This is a genomic window from Pigmentiphaga sp. CHJ604, assembly GCF_036972535.1.
In the GTDB taxonomy this organism is placed as follows: domain Bacteria; phylum Pseudomonadota; class Gammaproteobacteria; order Burkholderiales; family Burkholderiaceae_B; genus Pigmentiphaga; species Pigmentiphaga daeguensis.
In genome coordinates, this window is record NZ_CP136998.1 from 5033397 (window position 1) to 5049635 (window position 16239).

Below are 16239 nucleotides of genomic sequence, written 5' to 3' on the forward strand. Positions count from 1 at the left end.
GCTCCGGCCTCCACGAGGAAGCGGGCCTACCAGCGCCCGATGACGATGTTCATCATGCGTTCGTGCGCATGCGTGCGGGCGGCGACCTGTTCGAAGGTCTCGGTGCAGCGGCGCTGGCGGCGCCAGGCCCAGTCGCACAGCGCGTCGCCCATGCGGCGCAGGACCGGCGCGGCCCAGGCCTCTTCGGCCAGGTCGCGCAATTCGCCGGGGTCCTCCCGCAGATCGAACAGCTGCGGGCGCAGGCCTTGCCAATACAAGAACTTGTAGCGGCCGTCCGCCAGCATCATGCCGTTGCACTCGGTCACCCCGCGGTCCAGGAACAGCCGCGCCTCGCGATAGGCATAGTCCAGGAAGCCGACGGCGAACTCCCTTGGGGGTCCGCCCGCCTGGCCGCGCACCCAGGGCAGCAGCGACCGCCCCTCGACGCGATGCGCGGGCACGTCCAGGCCCAGCGCGTCCAAAATGGTGGGCACCACGTCCACGCACTCGGCCGTCTCGGCCACGGCCCGGCCGCGACGCGCATCGGCGGCGGACGACGGGTCGTAGACGATCAGCGGCACGCGCACCGCCCCTTCGAAGAAATACTCCTTCTCTCCCAGCCAGTGGTCGCCTTGCAGGTCGCCGTGGTCGGAACAGAAGACAATCAGCGTGTCGCGCAAGCGGCCCGCGCGCTCCAGGTGATCGAGCAGGCGGCCGACGTGGTCGTCGATCTGCTTGACCAGCCCCATATAGACGGGCCGCACGGCGCGCCAGACCTCGTCCCGCGCGAACGACAGGGATTCCTCGTGGCGCTGGTAGGCGCCGTGCACCGGATGGGGACGCTCGCGCTCGGCCTGGCCGCGCACGGGCGCGGCGGCATCCTGCGCCGAGTACATGTCGTGGTAGGGCGCGGGCGCCTTGTAGGGCCAGTGCGGCTTGATGTAGGACAGGTGCAGCACCCACGGCTGCTCGCCCTGGTCCTGGATGAAATCGATCGCCCGGTCGGTCAGGTAGGCGGTTTCCGAGTCTCGCTCGGCCACCCGCGCCGGCAGACCCGCGTTGCGCAGCAGCCAGCCCGTGGCGAAACTGCCGTCCGGGCCGGTGCTGCCGATCACGTCGCGTTCCCAGGGCCGGTCGCGGTCGTAGCCGCGCTCGATCAGGTAGCGGCGATAGCCGCTGCCCGCGTCCATCTCGAAATGGCCGTCATAGCGTTCCAGCACCTTGAAGCCGCCTTCCATCAGCCGCTCGCCGGCCGCGCCATCGGCCGACAGGCCGCGCGCGGCCAGCCCCCGCCGGTCCGGCACGAAATGGGTCTTGCCCAGCAGCCAGCAGTCGCGGCCCGCCTCGGCCAGGTAGTCGCCCAGGCTCCACTCGTCCGCCGGCATGGGCACCCGGTTCCAGGTCACGCGGTGCGAGCCGGGATAGCGGCCGGTGTAGTACGACGTGCGCGACGGCCCGCACACCGCCGAGCTGACGTAGGCGCGTTCGAAGCGCGTGCCCATCGCCGCCAGCCGATCGATGTTGGGCGTGCGCAGCGCGCCGCCTCCGCCGTAGCAGGACAAGGCATCCGCCCGCAGCTGGTCGCACATGATGAACAGCACGTTGCGCGCCGCGGGGGTCGGGGTGTCGTTCAGCGCGCTCATGCGGCGGCCTCCAGGACGGGCGTGGCGGCTGCCGTCGCGGCCGGGGCCGGCACGAACCGGGCAACGAAACGCTCCAGCGCGCCATGCATGTCGGCGTGCCTGCCGGCCGCCGCCACGTAGCGGTCGGGACGCAGCAGCACCCAATCGGCGCCCGCCGCCGCGAACCAGCGGTGCAGCGCGTTCTCGGTATCCTCGAGCAGGCTCATGCCGGCTGGCGACGGCGGACGCGCACCCGGCGCGGGACCGCTGCGGGGCAGCGCGACGGCGGCCAGCCGGCAGTCCAGGCGCCGCAGCCCCTCGCCCAATCCGGGCGGCAGCGGCGCGGCGGGCGCGCGCATCAGCAACGCGAAGCCCGGGCCGAGCGCATCGTCCAGCTTCTGGAAATCGCCGCCGTCCTTCTCCACCAGCGGCTGGATGAACATGCGGCCGACGCGATCGTCGCGCGCCGCCTGGCCGCTATCCTGCACGACCCCGGCGCGATACCGGGGCATGGGCTTGAACTTCATTTGCAGAACGTAGTCGCGCACCGCCGGAATGCCACGGATGGCGCCGAAAAACGCGTCGCGAAGCCGGGCCAGCCAGGGGTTGCGCAGCGACAGCACCGCGCCGAACCGGTCGGCCAGGTCTATCATCGCCTTGGCATGCGCGTGCCGCTCGTCATGGTAGGACTGCAATGCCTCCGGACGCAGGCGGCCGCCGACAATCCACGCGATCTTCCAGGCAAGATTGCAGGCGTCGCGCAGACCGGCGTTGAGCCCCTGTCCGATCCAGGGTGGCGTGAGGTGGGCCGCGTCGCCGGCCAGACAGACGCGGCCGGCCACGAAGGACCCGGCGATGCGCGAATGATGGGTGTAGACGCGCGCGCGGATCACGTTCAACGCTTCAGGATCCGGCACGTGCGGCGCCAGCAGTTCGCGCACCTTGGCCGGATCGAGGATCTGGCTTTCGTCTTCGCCGTCGAACAGCATGAACTCCCAGCGGCGCAGGCCATACGGCAGCTTCAGGCAGACATAGGGACGCGTGGGCTCGCAATGCAGCGCGGTATAGGGCGCATCCAGGGGGTCCTGGTCGCACTCGATCACCACCCACTTATGGGCGTGGGTCTGGCCGCCGAAAGGCAGCTTGAGCAATCCTTCGCGCACCGTGCTGCGGCCGCCGTCGGCGGCCAGCAGGTAGGCAGCCCGGACCTTGCGCTCGCTGCCGTCGGCACGACGAAGCGTCGCGGTGACGCCGCCCTCATCCTGTTCCAGCGCCAGCAGCTCCACGCCCAGTTCCAACGCGACGTGGGGAAAGCGCGCCAGGCCGGCGCGCAGAGTCTGCTCGCCCAGGGGCTGCGAGAACAGATTGCGCCGGTACCAGCCGAACTCGCGCGTGGCGGGCAGTATCTCGGCGAAGCATTGCTTGCGGGCGCCGTACATGCGCATGGGCACGTTCTGGATCATGTCGCGCAACATGGCCTCGGCCAGGCCGGCGGCCTGGAAGGTGCGCATGGCTTCGTCGTCCAGGCCCACCGCGCGCGGATACTCCAGGATCGCCGGGCTGCGGTCGATCAGCAGCGTGCCGACCCCGTAGGTACCCAGCAGATTGGCCAGCGTCGCGCCCACCGGACCGGCGCCGACGACCAGCACGGGCACATCGCAGGATTTGTTCATCCCTGATCTCCGATGTGCCTCAGGCCTGCGCGAGGATGCGGCTTTCCTGCCGCACCAGCAGGTGCCGGACCGACTTGCGGAAGGCAGCGAACTCGGCGTCCGCGGCCAATACCGCGCGGCGGCTGGCGCGTTCGTCCAGCGATTCGTAGGCCCACAGGAAGACGAGCTGGTTGAGTTCGCCGGTCTCGGATTGGTACAGGCCCGCCAGGTTGCCCAGGATGCGCGTTTGCAGCGCCTGGGCGGATTGCCTGTAGATGCGCAGGTATTCCGCGCCGCCGCCCGGCACCAGCGTGTAGGTCCGCATTTCCACCATCATGATGTGTATCTCCTCAGGGCGCGGGGGCCGCGCCGAGAAATTCCGCGACCGCCCGCGCGACCCGCTCGGGCTGGTCATCGTGGACGTAGTGGCCCGCATCGGGGATCTCGCGCCAGGCGATCGCCGGATTGCGCGCCGCCATGGCCTGGGCGGTCGCCACGCCCAGGTAGTCCGACCGGCCGCCGCGCAAGACCAGCGTGGGGCAGCGCAGCGCCTGGACCGGCGGCCACAGGTCGACCACCCGTGCCGGGTCCGGATCGAGCCGGGCGGCTTTGATGCCCGCATGGTCGTAGCGCCAGCGCAGGCGGCCGCCGTGCGGCTCCAGCATGTGGCGCAGCCGGGCCGCGATGGCCTCGGGGGTCACGGTCGGCCGGATCTCGCGCATGAAGGCCTCGGCCGCGCTCCAGTCGGCGAAGGACTCGGGCGTGCGGGACAGCTCCGCGCGTATGCGCCGGGCACCATCGCTATCGTCGAAGGCTCCCGGTCCGGCATCCTCCACGACCAGCTTGCGCACCCGGTCGGGATGCGCCGCCGCGTAGACGATGGCGTTGATGCCGCCCATGGAGTGCCCGAGCAGATCGAAGCGGGACAGCCCCAGTTGCTCGACCACCGCCCGCACGTCCTGGACATAGGCATCGGTGTAGTAGTTGCGACCCGGGTCCCAGTCGCTCTGCCCGCGGCCGCGATGATCCAGCGCCAGCACCCGGTAGCCCGGCTGCAACGCGCCGGCCAATCCCTCGAAGGTGTCGGCGAAGCTGCGTATGCCGTGCAGCATTAGCACCGGCCAGCCGCCGGCATCGCCCCAGTCCGCGACGTGCAGGTTCAGGCCCGCGCAACGGACGGTATGGTCGCGGCGGTCCATGTCAATTCAGCCCGTCGCCGACGATTTCGCTCGCCTTCAAGCCGCCCAGGCGGGCATGCAGCCGGCCGCGCGTGGCGAAGGCAAAGGCGATCAGCACTTCGTCGCGGTTGGGCGCATCGTTGAACATGGCCGACACCGTGTCGTAGTGAGAGCGCACGTACAGCGCGTCCTTGTGAGCCAGCGGAATGTCGATGACCGTGCCCGGGCCGCCACGCTTGCCGGTGGACGGCACCCACGACTGGCCGCCACCCACCGCATCGCGCACGGGGTTGGCGAACACCGTGGTCAGGAGCGCGTTGCCGTGCTCGTACTCGCCGTCCGCTCCCACCAGGCAGGCCTTGCCGTAGCTCTCGATGGGCGTGCCGGCGGCGGCATCCCGGATGCGGCGGCCGAACTCCGCGCCCAGCAGGTTCGAGGGTTCGATGTAAGCGCCCAGGTTGTCCTCGTGGCGGCCGGCGTAGGGGTTGTGCAGCACCGCGCCCACGACGATCTTGCGCAGCGGGTCGCCGTCGGCGGGCATGCCCGATTCGGTGGCCAGCGTGTCCTCGATCTGGAGGTACCACTTGCGGATATGGTAGGGGCCGAAGTTGGGGGATTTCATGGTGGGTTCCGTGATTCGTTAAGGGTTCAGAGCGGCTGCAGGTCGATGGGGTCGCTGGGCGCGTGATACCGGTGCAGGATGCGCTTGCCCTCTTCGTCGTCGTGCACCGTGTGGCAGAAGAACTCCAGGCGATGGCCGTCGGGATCGTGGAAATAGACGCCGTAGCCGACCTTGTGGTCGGTGGTCTTGACCACCTCGACGCCCTTGCGCAGCAGCATCCCGTACAGGCGGCGCAACTCGTCGACGTCGCCGTCTATCTCCAGGCCGTAGTGCTGCATGTTGATCTGGCCGCGCGACAGCGGCGAACCGTCGGCGGACTCGGCGCGGATCAGCGCAATGTCGTGGTGCTTGACGCCGAACGAGAGGAACACCCACTTCTCGCCGCGCGCGGTCTCGGTCATGCCCAGCACCTCCTCGTACCAGGGGCCCGACTTGAACGGGTCGGCCACGAACAGGGAAAGATGCGTGCGCGTGATCCGGGGCTTGATGTCCTGCATGGCGTGTCTCCTCAGGCAATGGACTGCGGATGCGCGTGCACCGGCGCCACGTGGGGCGTCCACGCGACCGAGGTGATCTCGCTGAAATCGCGCCAGTCCTTGAACCAGCTGCGCCCGCCATCCATGGAGCGGAACAGGTGGCCGTACTTGGTGCCGGCCAGCACGAAGCGCGGATCGGCCGCGTGCGTGCCGAAGGCCCAGAAGGTCGAATTGGGCGCGGCATGCAGCAGCGCCCGCTCCCAGGTCGCGCCCCGGTCGGCCGAGCGGTAGATGTGGCTGCGCGTGCCGGGCGTGCCGTCGCCGATGGCCAGCAGCAAGGCGCTGCCGTCGGCTAGGGGCTGGGCGGTGCGGGTGTAGTACATGCCGTCGAAGCGCAGGCGCGAGGGTTCGCCCACCCACGTCCGCCCGTCGTCGGTGCTGGCATAGACGGTGTTGACCGACAGCACCAGCGTCTTCCTGGGCTGCCCGTCCGCGGGCGCGAGAATGGTGACGCCGTGGATGTCGGGATTGGCGATCGCGCCTTCGCGCGCGCCCTCCTGGTCGACGCGCGTCCAGGTGTCGCCGCGGTCGCCGCTGCGCCAGGCGCCGCCCTCTTCCACGCCGAACCAGACCTCGCCCGCCACCGCCGGGTCCACGCAGATGGCCAGGATGCGCGGCCGGTTCACGCCCCGGCAGAACTCCGGGATCTCCGGCGGCAGCCGGGTCCAGCTCGCGCCGCCGTCCAGCGACCGGAACATGGCCGCGCGCGAGGGCGCGCCGGTGCCGGCATACATCACGGACGGCTCCAGCGGATCGATGGCCAGGGCCCAGACCGTCATGCCGTCCGCGGGCGAGGCGACGCGCGAGAAATGCGCGCCGCCGTCGGTACTCAGGCAGATACCGCAATCGGCTCCGGCGAACACGCGGCGCGGGTCGGCCGGATCCACCGCCAGGCAGCGGACCACGCCGTCGAACTCGATGGCTTCCTTCAGACCCAGCCGGTGCCAGCTCGCGCCGTCGTCGACGCTGCGCAGGATGCCCTGTCCGGCGGTTCCCACCAATAGCGTGCCTTGCATGGTTCCTCTCCCGCTCAAAGGAAAATGCCGCGCGTGATGCCGCCGTCCACGCCTATCGACTCGCCAGTGATGGCGGCCGCACGGGGCGAGGCCAGGAACAGGATGGTGTCGGCGATCTCGGCGGGCGTCAGCGTGCGCCGGATTGGCGTGGCGCGGATGTAGTTGGCCTCGACCTCGTCCACGCTCAGTCCCTGCTTGGCGGCTTCCTTCTCGTACAGCTCGCGGATGTGGGGCGTGTCGACCACGCCGGGGTGGATCACGTTGACCGTGATTCCATGAGGCCCGAGCTGGTCCGACAGGGTCTTGGTCATGTGGCACACGGCCACGTTGCGCATGCCCGAGAGCTGCTTGCTGCCGCGCCCGGTCAGGCCGCCGATGTTGACGATGCGCCCATAGCCGCCGGCCTTCATGTGCCGCGCCGCTTCCTTGGCGCAGCGCATGTAGCCCACGACCTTGATGTTGATGTCTTGCAGCAGTCCCTCGGGATCGGCCAGTTCGATCTCGCTGCGCACCAGCCCGCCCGGATGGGCCGCGCCGTTGACCAGGATGTCCAGGCGGCCGAAGTGCCCGGCCACGCGATCCATCATTGCCGCCACCTGCGCGGTATCGGACACATCGGCCGCCACCGGCAGCACGTCCACGCCATGCGCGGCGCGGATCTCGCGCGCGGCCGCGTCGAGCTGAGCCTGGTTGCGCGAGACGATCGCCACGTTCACGCCTTCGGCCGCCAGGGCCTCGGCGGTCGCCCGTCCTATGCCCAGGCTGCCGCCCGTCACGACCGCCGCGCGGCCTTTCAGTTCTAGGTCCATCATTTCTCCAATGAATCGTTGTCGGCGCGGCCCCAAAAGGCCGCCGGCACTACAGTTGCATTTCGATCAGGGTCGGCCCGGGACGCGCGCACGCGGCGGCGAAGGCCTCGGCCAGTTCCTCGGCCGTCTCGACCCGGCTGGACGGCACACCGTAGCCGTCGGCCAGCCGCGTCCAGTCGATGCGCGGCCGGTCCAGGCTGGTCAGCGCCTCGGCCTGCGGACCGGGCTGCTCGCCGCGCGCCAGTTCCTTGCGCAGGATTCCGTATTGGTGATTGGCGGCGATCAGCACGACCACCGGCAGATTCTCGTGGGCCAGCGACCAGAGCGTCTGCACCGTGTACTGCGTGCTGCCGTCCGACAGCAGCGCCACCACCCGGCGCCCGGGGCTGGCGATCGCCGCGCCCAGCGCCACCGGCAGCCCCTGTCCGATCGCGCCGCCGGTATTGGTCAACGCGGTGTGGCGGGCCGAGGCGGCCGAAGCGGCGTAGAACGGATAGCCGCAGGTGCCACCCTCTACCGAAACGATGGCGTCCTCGGGCAGCAGGCGCGCCACCGTGGCCGAGATCGCGGCGGGGGTCAGCCGGCCCTGCTGCGCCGGCAGGGGCGCCGGCGCGGCGTCTTGCCAGGCGGGCGCCTCCAGCATCCCGGCCAGCGCCTCCAGGTAGTCCGCCACCGGTTCGCCCGGCGCCCCCAGCGCCATCAGCCGGCCGGGCTCCACCATCCGGCTGGGGTGGCCCTCGTAGCCGAAGTAGGTCACGGGCGGCAGTGCGCCGGCCAGTACGACCACATCCGCTTCGTCCAGCACCTCGCGGGCGGGCTCGGGGAAATACGGCAGGCGATCGAAATCGGGCAGGCCGCCGCCGCGCTCGGCGCGCGACGGGAATGTCTCGGCGTAGGCCGACGCGCCCAGCGCGGCACACAGCCGGGCCGCGGCCCGCTGCCCGCGGGCGCCCAGGCCGCTGGCCGGTCCTCCGCCTCCCAGCAGGAACAGTGCCTTGCGCGCGGACTTCAGCCGCGCGGCGCAGGCCGCCAGGTCGGGGGCGGCTACGGGCTCCGCGTGGGCATCGGCACCGGCGGCGTCATCGCCCGCGCCTGCCTCGCCCACCTGGAAATCGGCCGGGAAAATCACGGTCGCGCCCTGCCCGCCGCGCGCCAGGCTGGCGCGCACCGCTTCCCGGCCGGCCCGCGCGGCGTCCCCGGCGCTGGCCACCCGGTGCACCCAGCCCGACACCGGCCGCGCCAGCGACTCGATGTCGGAGGTCAGCGGCGCATCGACCGGCAGATGCCAGCTCATGTGGTCGCCGATCAGGTTGACGATCGGGGTATGGGCACGCCGGGCGTTGTGCAGGTTGGCGATCCCGTTGGCGAAGCCGGGCCCCAGGTGCAGCAGCGTGGCCGCCGGCACGCCGCGCATGCGGCCGTAGCCGTCGGCGGCGCCGGTGCAGACGTTCTCCTGCAGGCCCAGCACGCAGCGCATGCCGGGCACGGCGTCGAACGCCCGCACGACATCCAGTTCCGTCGTGCCGGGATTGGCGAAACACACCTCCACGCCTTCCACCTGCAAGGCCGCCAGCAAGGCTTGCGCTCCAGTCGTCATGTCGAACTCCTTTTTTTCAGTATTATCGCTATTCGATAAAAATGTAAATTTAATAAAAATATTGACCCTATTATTTCGATAGAAATTTGCTTATTTGATAAATTTGTAAAACAAGACGAGGTAGTGCAAGGCTCTGGCTTGCCAAAGCGGCGCCATTGCGGCACCCTGGCGGGCTTCGTTTTCCCCGCCATCCGCCTCTCATGAACAGCCTTCGCCGCATGCTCGACGTCCTCGACCTCTTCAGGCCCGACCAGCCTGCCGTCGATGTCGACGTGATCTGCAACCAGCTCGGCTACGCGCCCGCCACGGCCTATCGCTACATCCGGGAGCTCTGCGCGGTGGGCCTCCTGGTGCGGCTTCCGGGGGGATATGCGCTGGGGCCGCGCGTGATCCAGCTCGATCTGCAGATGCGCGAATACGACCCGATGCTTACCGAGAGCCGGGACCTGATCGAGGCCTTGGGGGAAGAAACGGGCCTGAACGTGCTGCTGAGCGAGCTGTACGGCAGCACGGTCATCACCGTGCACCACCACCCGGGCCGGGACGCCGAGCCGCTGCGCTTCGGCCGCGGCCGCCCCATGGCCCTGCTGCGCAGCGCCACGGCGCGCGTGGTACTGGCCAGCCTGCCGCCTCGCCAGTTGCGCCGCCTGTACGACGAACACGCGCAGGAAGCGGACATGCAGCGGCTGGGCGCAAGCTGGAAGGACTTCTCGCGCGCCATGCTGGAGATACGTCGGGCGGGATATTGCCTGTCCGTCGGCGACCTCGACCCGGACAAGGCCGGGATCGCGGCCCCCATCTTCGACGAACGCAAGCGGATACTGGGCAGCATCACCGCCGTGGGATCGGTGGACCGCTTCCAGGCATTCAACGAGGAATACCTGACCAGGCGGCTGCGCGAGGCCGCCGAGGAAATCACGCGCAGGATCTCGCAGGGCGCGCAGGCCTGAGGCACTTCGGGCCGCATCTCATTCCAGCCGGATGTTCGCGTCGCGGATCAGCTTGCCCAGGCGCGCCGTCTCGGCCTCGACTCCCGCGTTCACCTGCTCGGGCGTGCCGGGCGCGATCACCAGCCCGCGCGCCGCGAAGGTCGAGACGAAACCTGGATCGGCCTGTGCCCGCGCGACCGCGGCGTTGATGCCACGGATCACCTGCGGCGGCGTCCTGGCGGGAGCGAACAGGGTGAAATGGGTGGGGATCAGCAGATCGCCGGGCGCGCCGGCCTCGGCCAGCGTCGGCACGTCGGGCATCAGCGGGGAACGCCTGGCGTTGCCCACGACCAGCCCGCGCAGCCGGCCCGACCGGATGTGTTCGAGCACGGTCTCGGGCCCCGTCACCACACAGGGCACGTCCCCGCCCACCACGGCGGCCGCCGCCGGCACCATGCCCTTGTACGGCACGTCGGTGATCTGCACGCCGTAGTGGCGTTCGATCAGTTCCAGGCTCAGATGGTGCACGCTGCCCTGGCCGCCCGTGGCAACCATCAGCGCGCCCGGATGCTTGCGCGCGTGGTCGATCATCTCACTCCAGGTCTTGAACGGCGCGTCGGCGCGGCAGACGACCGCCAGATCGACGCTGGCGACATCGGACACGCCGGTCAGGTCCCGGGCCGCGTATGGCAGCTTGGCATAGAGCACCGGGTTGACCGACAGCGTCAGCCGGTCGACCAGCAGCAAGGTGTTGCCGGTGGCCGCAGCCTTGGCCACGGCGTCGCTGCCGACGATGGCATTGGCGCCGGGCTTGTTCTCGACGACGACGGTCTTGTCCGTCGCGCCGCTCAACCGCTCGGCCAGGCCGCGCGCCAGCACGTCGGGGGCGCTGCCCGGCGGATAGGGCACGACGATGGAAGCCGTCTGCGCCGGCCATGTCTGGGCCTGCGCGCCGGATGCGGCAAGCAGCAGGACGCCGGCCACGGCAAGCAGGTGGCGGCGCAGCGGGGACAAGGAAGCGGGTGCTGCCGTGAAAACCTGGTTCATCCAATTCTCCTGGGATACGCGTTGCTGGCCATGCACCGCCGGTGCGAGGCATGGCGCGAGGGAACTACGTTTCAGTCGATGACGGGAAGCTGCAGATAGGCCTGGTATTTCCCGCCGGTGTGCAGGACATGGCGGCCCGCGTTGCTGGGCGCCGTGACACCCTTCAGCGCGTCGCCAGCCACGGTCAGCCGCAGCTCCTGGCCCGCGCGCCACACCATGCCCGTCGGCGCGATGGCGATGTCCAGCGGCACGACCTGGCCGGCCCGCAGGCGCTCAGGCTTGCGGAAGGCATGGACCGGCATGAAGTCCTTGGACCGGCCGGCATCGAGCGCGCGCATCGACGCCCGCAGCCGCCCCCCCGTTTCCTTGTATCCCTCGGCGGTCTCCAGGACTTTCCCGTCGGCCCCGGTCTTCTGCACCGTGACGAAGAAGTCCCCGTCGTCGCCCCCCGCCACCTCGACCCACAAGCGCAGCTTCAGGTATCCGATCAGGCGCGTGTCGCGGTCGAACCGATGGACGAACACGGCCGTCCCGGTCCTGGCGTCATAACTCGCCGACGAGGCCGCGCCGACCGGCCGGGGCGACAGCGTGCCCGTTGCCGCATCCAGGTAGGCCTTCCGGTATCGCGTATCGGGCAGCGGCCAGTCGCTCGCGGGCACGTGCCGCTGATTCCTGCCGCCGGGGTCGAGCACCGTCATCCGGACCCGGGGGGTTCGCTCCCAGCCGTTGTCCAGCCCTTTCAGGTAGCGGTCCAGGAAGCGGCGGTAGTCCTCCACGTTCTCCGGCGTGTACTGGTCGTTCCACAACCCCTTTTCCGTGATGCGCAGCCACTTGTCGCGCGACGCCACCCGATGGAACCCGTCCAGTTCGGCGGCGGCGATCTCCAGGCCGTAGCTGCCGACCAGGTACATCGGGATCTCGATCCGGGACATGTCGGCGATCTTGTCCTCCCAGTAGGCGTTCATGAGCGGATGCCGCTGCGCCGTGACGGAAGGCTCCTCGTACAGATTCAATCCGCGCATGCTCCTGAGCAGAAAGGTATTGAGTCGCGTGTTGGGGATCCCGCCCTTCATCAGACGGTCGCGGTACAGATCCGAGATGTGGACCCCGATCGGGGCGATGGCCACCAGGTGCGGCGGCCGCAGCGCGGCAATCTGGTACTGCACCATCCCCAGCCACGAGCTGCCATGCATCGCGACCTTGCCGTTGCTCCAGGGCTGCCCGGCCGCCCACTCTATGGCCTCGTAGCCGTCGGCCGCGTTCACCCGGCCGAAGGACTGCATGTTCCCTTCCGACATGTCGACCCCGCGCGGATCGACGTTCACGACCGTATAGCCATGGCAGGACCAGTAGCCGGGATCCGGCGTTTCGAACGCCGCCAGGCCGGAAATCCAGGACGGATCCAGCATCCCCTTGGGATAGACCCAGGCGGGGTCCTGGGGCACGGATTTCGTGTACGGCCCCCATGCCATGATCGTGGGCAGCCTGTCCTGGCCGGCGGGACGGAACACGTCGGCATAGATCTTCACGCCGTCGCGCAAGGTGATGGCGACGTCCTGGTCCATCTCGATGTCGCAGGCCAGCGGCAGCGTGGAAGCAAAGAGACGCGTTCCCTTGGCGTAGATGATCTTCTTCGGATCGAACCCGTGATACTTCCCGTAGCAGAGCCCCGACGCCCCGGACGCGGCGGGCTGGCAGAAGCCTTCGCCGGTTTTCAGCGGCGCGCGCTGCGTGAACGTCACGTCCCATGCCTGGGGATACGCGGCCGGCAGCTCGGGCCTGCCGCTGCCCGGCGCGGCGTGCGCGGCGACGGCCGCCGCGCCGGCGAGCCCCGCGGCCAGGGCCATGAAAGATCGCTTGGAATGCATGTCTGTCCCCTTTCCTGTTCTGATTGATTGTCTGTTTCCGGCCGCAGGCTATCCGCCGCTCAGCGCGACGACGGGAATCTGCAGATAGGCGTCGTACCTGCCGCCGGCGTGGATGACGTGCCGGCCCGCATTGGTGGGCGCGGTGGTGCCCTTCAACACGTCTCCGGCCACGGTCAATCGCAGTTCCTGGCCCGCGCGCCACATCATGCCGGTCGGCGAGATCGAGATGTCCAGCGGCACGATCTGCCCGGCGCCCAGTGGCTCGCGCTTGCGGAACGACGGGACCGGCAGGAAGTCCGTGGACAGGCCGGCATCGAGCGCGCGCATCGACGCCCGCAGGCGGCCCCCGGTCCCCTTGTATCCCCTGGCCGCCTCGATGACTTTCCCATCGGCGCCGGTCTTCTGCACCGTGACGAAGAAATCTCCGTCATCGGCGCCGGCCACCTCGACCCACAAGCGCAGCCGCAGATACCCCACGACGGCCGTATCCCGCTCGAACCGGTAGACGAAGGTGCGCTTCCCCGTCCTGGCGTCGTAGCTGGCCGACGAGGCCGAGCTGACCGGCCGCGGCGACAGCGTGCCGTTCGCCGCATCCAGGTAGATCTTCCGGTATTGCGTGTTCGCCAACGGCCAGTCGCTCGCGGGCACGTTCACGCGGTCCTCGCCGCCGGGATCGAGCACGGCCAGCCGGACCCTGGGGGTCTGCTCCCAGCCGTTGTCCATCCCCTTCAGGTAGCGATCAAAGAAACGCCGCGTGTCGTCGACGTTCTCGGGCATGTACTGGTCGGCCCACGTCCCCTTGTCGGTGATGCGCAGCCACTTGTTCCGGGACGCGGCCCGGAAGAAGCCATCCATCTCCGCCGCCTGCACCTCCAGCCCATAGCTGCCGACCAGGTACATGGGAACCTCGACCTTGGACATGTCGGCGATCTTGTCTTCCCAGTAGGCATTCATCAAGGGCTGCCTGGACGCCATGACCGACGGTTCCTCGTAGCGATTCGAGCCGCGCATGCTCCGCGTGAGCACTGTGTTGAGCCGCGTGTTCGGAATGCCGCCCTTCATGAGCCGATGGCGGTACAGGTCGGTGATGTGGGCGCTGGCCGGGGCGATGGCCGCCAGATGCGGGGGCCGCAGCGCGGCGATGTGGAACTGGACCATGGCGAGCCAGGAGCTGCCATGTATCCCGACCTTGCCATTGCTCCAGGGCTGCGCCGCCACCCATTCGACCACCTCGTAGCCATCGGCCGCGTCCACCCTGCCGAAGAACTGCATGTCCCCTTCCGACACGTCGACCCCGCGCGGATCGACGTTGACGACGGTATAGCCATGGCAGGCCCAATAGCCGGCATCCGGCGCCTCGAATTTCGCCAGGCCGGTCAGCCATCCCGGATCCACGCCCATTTCCCTGGGGTAGACCCACTCCGGATCCTGGGGCAACGACTTCGTATACGGCCCCCATGCGATGATCGCGGGCAGCTTGTCCTGTCCGGCGGGGCGGAGCACGTCGGCATAGATCTTCACGCCGTCGCGCAGCGTGATGGCGACGTCCTGGTCCATCTGGATATCGCAGTCGAGCGGCCGGGAAGCAGCGAACAGGCGGGTTCCCTTGGCGTAGGTGATTTGTTTCGGATCGAATCCCAGGTACTTCCCGTAGCAAAGGCCCGAAGACACGCCCGGGCCGACGGGAGGCTGACAGAAACCTTCGCCGACCTTCAGCGGCGCGCGTTGCGTGAACGTGACGTCCCATTCGGCGGGGTACGCCGTCGGCAGGGCAGGCTTGGCATCGCCGGCCACGGCAACCGCCGCGCCCGCGAGCCCCGCCGCCAGCACCAGACGTCCCGCCCACCGGCATCCCGGGCCGGACCGGCGCGCGGCGCTCATCGCTCCATCCCCGCCGGCTCGCCGGCCAGTTCCATGGCGCGATCGACCAGCGCCGTGCAGGCCGAGCGGTTGCCCTCGTGATAGGAGCTGGCCAGCAGGCGCACGGGATCCCCCACGTAGTAGCGCTCGTACTGCATCTGCCGGCTGGCGAAGGCGTCGCCGCACAGGTCCCACGCCAGCTTGAAGATGCGGATGCGGTCGACCGAACCGGTGGCCGCGCCCTGGTAGTACTTGAGCACGTCGCGCGCGACCGGGCTTGCGAAATCGGACTCCGCCGGCATCATCAGCAGGCCGCCCGCGCCTATCTTCTGCAGGTATTCGACCGCGCGCGGATAGATGGTGGGCAGAAAAGTGCGGATCGCGTGATAGGGCCGCAGGTTGGGCCGCAAGGTGCCGTTGGGCGCCGCTTCCGCTTCCAGTTCGGCGCGCACGATGCAGGACTCGACCATCTCGACCGCATCCAGGCACTCACCGATCATGTTCTGCACGTGCAGGTGGATATCGGCCTTGATCGCGCGCGCGACGGCGATCATGGCGCCGGTGACCAGCTTCAGCTTGACCAGGCCCCGCACCGACGTCTGCTGCGCCGTGAACTGCCGCACCGCCGTTCCGCCGTACATCCCGTTGGACAACTCCACGTCCTGGTTGATGAACACCCGGTCCCAGGGCACCAGTACATCGTCGAACACCAGCAGGGAGTCGGGTTCCTCGAAGCGGCTGGCCAGCGGATGCTCGTAGTGGTCCCTGGCCAGTCCCTTCTCGAACGGCGGCCGGGCGATCTGGCGCAGGCCCGGCGTCGCCAGGGGCAGCGCGAACGCGACCGCATAGCGTTCGTCGCCCGGCTTGAGCATGGGCAGGCTGTAGATCAGTACCTCGTCGGCGACCGGCCCCATGGTCGCCAGCATGCGGGCGCCGCGCACGATCAACCCCTCGCCGGTTTCGCGCACCACGCCCAGATGCAGGTCGGACTGGGCCTGCTCGTGCGAGGCCTTGGACCGGTCGTTCTGCGGTGTGATGAGGGCGTGCGTCAGGAACAGGTCGTTGTCGCGCACGTGCTCGACGTAGCGCACGAGGTTGTCCTCGAAGCGCGCGCCCGCCTTGCGGAAATAGTCCCGCCCGTCGAGAAGCGCGGCCAGCATGGTGTTCATGAAATCGGGCGAGCGGCCCAGCAGCCCGAAGGTCTGCTCGGCCACCGTTTCGAAGGCCGCCCGCCTGATGCGCAAATCCTGTGGGGTCTTGGGCACGAGAAAGGCCGTGGCGCAGGCCTGCCCGCGGGCGTCGGCGGCCGCGGCCAGGACCTTGGCGTGCGCCGGATCCGATTGCAGGTCGTACAGCTTGGCGACCTGCCTGACGGTGCGGCCGAAGGCCGGATGCCGCGCCACATCCTCGACCCGCTGCCCCTCGACCCAGACTTCCCGGGGCTGGGACCGCAAGTGGTCCCAGTATTCCGATCCGCTGCGCACACCCATCGATGCTCTCCTTGAGCCTTGTTGATTTGTCCGC

14 protein-coding genes are annotated in these 16239 nt (G+C 69.3%); 1 reads left to right on the forward strand and 13 read right to left on the reverse strand.

Annotated elements, in window-relative coordinates; genetic code table 11:
* Positions 1–26 precede the first annotated feature (26 nt).
* Genes R4823_RS24125 through R4823_RS24165 form a run of 9 tightly spaced genes read right to left on the reverse strand, consistent with a single transcriptional unit; the run spans position 27 to position 9011 of the window.
* Positions 27–1622 (reverse strand): sulfatase-like hydrolase/transferase, encoded by a 1596-nt coding sequence (locus R4823_RS24125; RefSeq protein ID WP_132980525.1) that lies wholly within the window; start codon positions 1620–1622, stop codon positions 27–29.
* Positions 1619–3274 carry a bifunctional 3-(3-hydroxy-phenyl)propionate/3-hydroxycinnamic acid hydroxylase gene (locus R4823_RS24130; protein ID WP_338616347.1) on the reverse strand — a complete coding sequence of 552 codons (1656 nt, stop codon included), beginning with the start codon at positions 3272–3274 and terminating at the stop codon, positions 1619–1621. The genes R4823_RS24125 and R4823_RS24130 overlap by 4 nt, the downstream gene beginning before the upstream one ends.
* A gap of 19 nt (positions 3275–3293) precedes the next feature.
* Positions 3294–3590 (reverse strand): NIPSNAP family protein, encoded by a 297-nt coding sequence (locus tag R4823_RS24135; protein WP_130355456.1) that lies wholly within the window; start codon positions 3588–3590, stop codon positions 3294–3296.
* 13 nt (positions 3591–3603) lie between these two features.
* A complete protein-coding gene (locus R4823_RS24140; RefSeq protein WP_130355457.1) occupies positions 3604–4452 on the reverse strand; it encodes an alpha/beta hydrolase in 849 nt (282 codons plus the stop codon).
* Between the two features lies 1 nt (position 4453).
* The gene (locus R4823_RS24145) at positions 4454–5053 is read right to left on the reverse strand and encodes an amino acid synthesis family protein (RefSeq protein ID WP_130355458.1); all 600 of its coding nucleotides are present in this window, start codon (positions 5051–5053) and stop codon (positions 4454–4456) included.
* A gap of 26 nt (positions 5054–5079) precedes the next feature.
* The gene (locus R4823_RS24150) at positions 5080–5550 is read right to left on the reverse strand and encodes a VOC family protein (protein WP_130355459.1); all 471 of its coding nucleotides are present in this window, start codon (positions 5548–5550) and stop codon (positions 5080–5082) included.
* Positions 5551–5561: 11 nt separating this feature from the next.
* The gene (locus R4823_RS24155) at positions 5562–6605 is read right to left on the reverse strand and encodes a glycosyl hydrolase (protein ID WP_338616349.1); all 1044 of its coding nucleotides are present in this window, start codon (positions 6603–6605) and stop codon (positions 5562–5564) included.
* A gap of 14 nt (positions 6606–6619) precedes the next feature.
* Positions 6620–7414, reverse strand: coding sequence for an SDR family oxidoreductase (locus R4823_RS24160; RefSeq protein ID WP_087840726.1), 795 nt, complete (start codon positions 7412–7414; stop codon positions 6620–6622).
* Positions 7415–7463: 49 nt separating this feature from the next.
* Entirely contained in the window at positions 7464–9011 is a 1548-nt protein-coding gene (locus R4823_RS24165; protein ID WP_087840727.1) for an acetolactate synthase large subunit, read from the reverse strand.
* A 200-nt stretch (positions 9012–9211) separates the two neighbouring features.
* Here R4823_RS24165 and R4823_RS24170 point away from each other — a divergent pair, with 200 nt between their 5' ends.
* A complete protein-coding gene (locus tag R4823_RS24170) occupies positions 9212–9961 on the forward strand; it encodes an IclR family transcriptional regulator (protein WP_338616351.1) in 750 nt (249 codons plus the stop codon).
* Between the two features lie 18 nt (positions 9962–9979).
* On the opposite strand, the gene R4823_RS24175 is transcribed toward R4823_RS24170, so the two are convergent.
* The 4 genes from R4823_RS24175 to R4823_RS24190 form a co-directional block, all read right to left on the reverse strand.
* The gene (locus R4823_RS24175; RefSeq protein ID WP_132980523.1) at positions 9980–10987 is read right to left on the reverse strand and encodes a tripartite tricarboxylate transporter substrate binding protein; all 1008 of its coding nucleotides are present in this window, start codon (positions 10985–10987) and stop codon (positions 9980–9982) included.
* 71 nt (positions 10988–11058) lie between these two features.
* Positions 11059–12855: a CocE/NonD family hydrolase gene (locus tag R4823_RS24180; protein ID WP_132980522.1), complete on the reverse strand. Its 1797-nt coding sequence runs from the start codon at positions 12853–12855 to the stop codon at positions 11059–11061.
* A 48-nt stretch (positions 12856–12903) separates the two neighbouring features.
* Positions 12904–14736, reverse strand: a complete 1833-nt coding sequence (locus tag R4823_RS24185; RefSeq protein WP_132980521.1) for a CocE/NonD family hydrolase — start codon at positions 14734–14736, stop codon at positions 12904–12906.
* The gene (locus R4823_RS24190) at positions 14733–16205 is read right to left on the reverse strand and encodes a 4-hydroxyphenylacetate 3-hydroxylase N-terminal domain-containing protein (protein ID WP_132980520.1); all 1473 of its coding nucleotides are present in this window, start codon (positions 16203–16205) and stop codon (positions 14733–14735) included. The genes R4823_RS24185 and R4823_RS24190 overlap by 4 nt, the downstream gene beginning before the upstream one ends.
* Between the last annotated feature and the right edge of the window lie 34 nt (positions 16206–16239).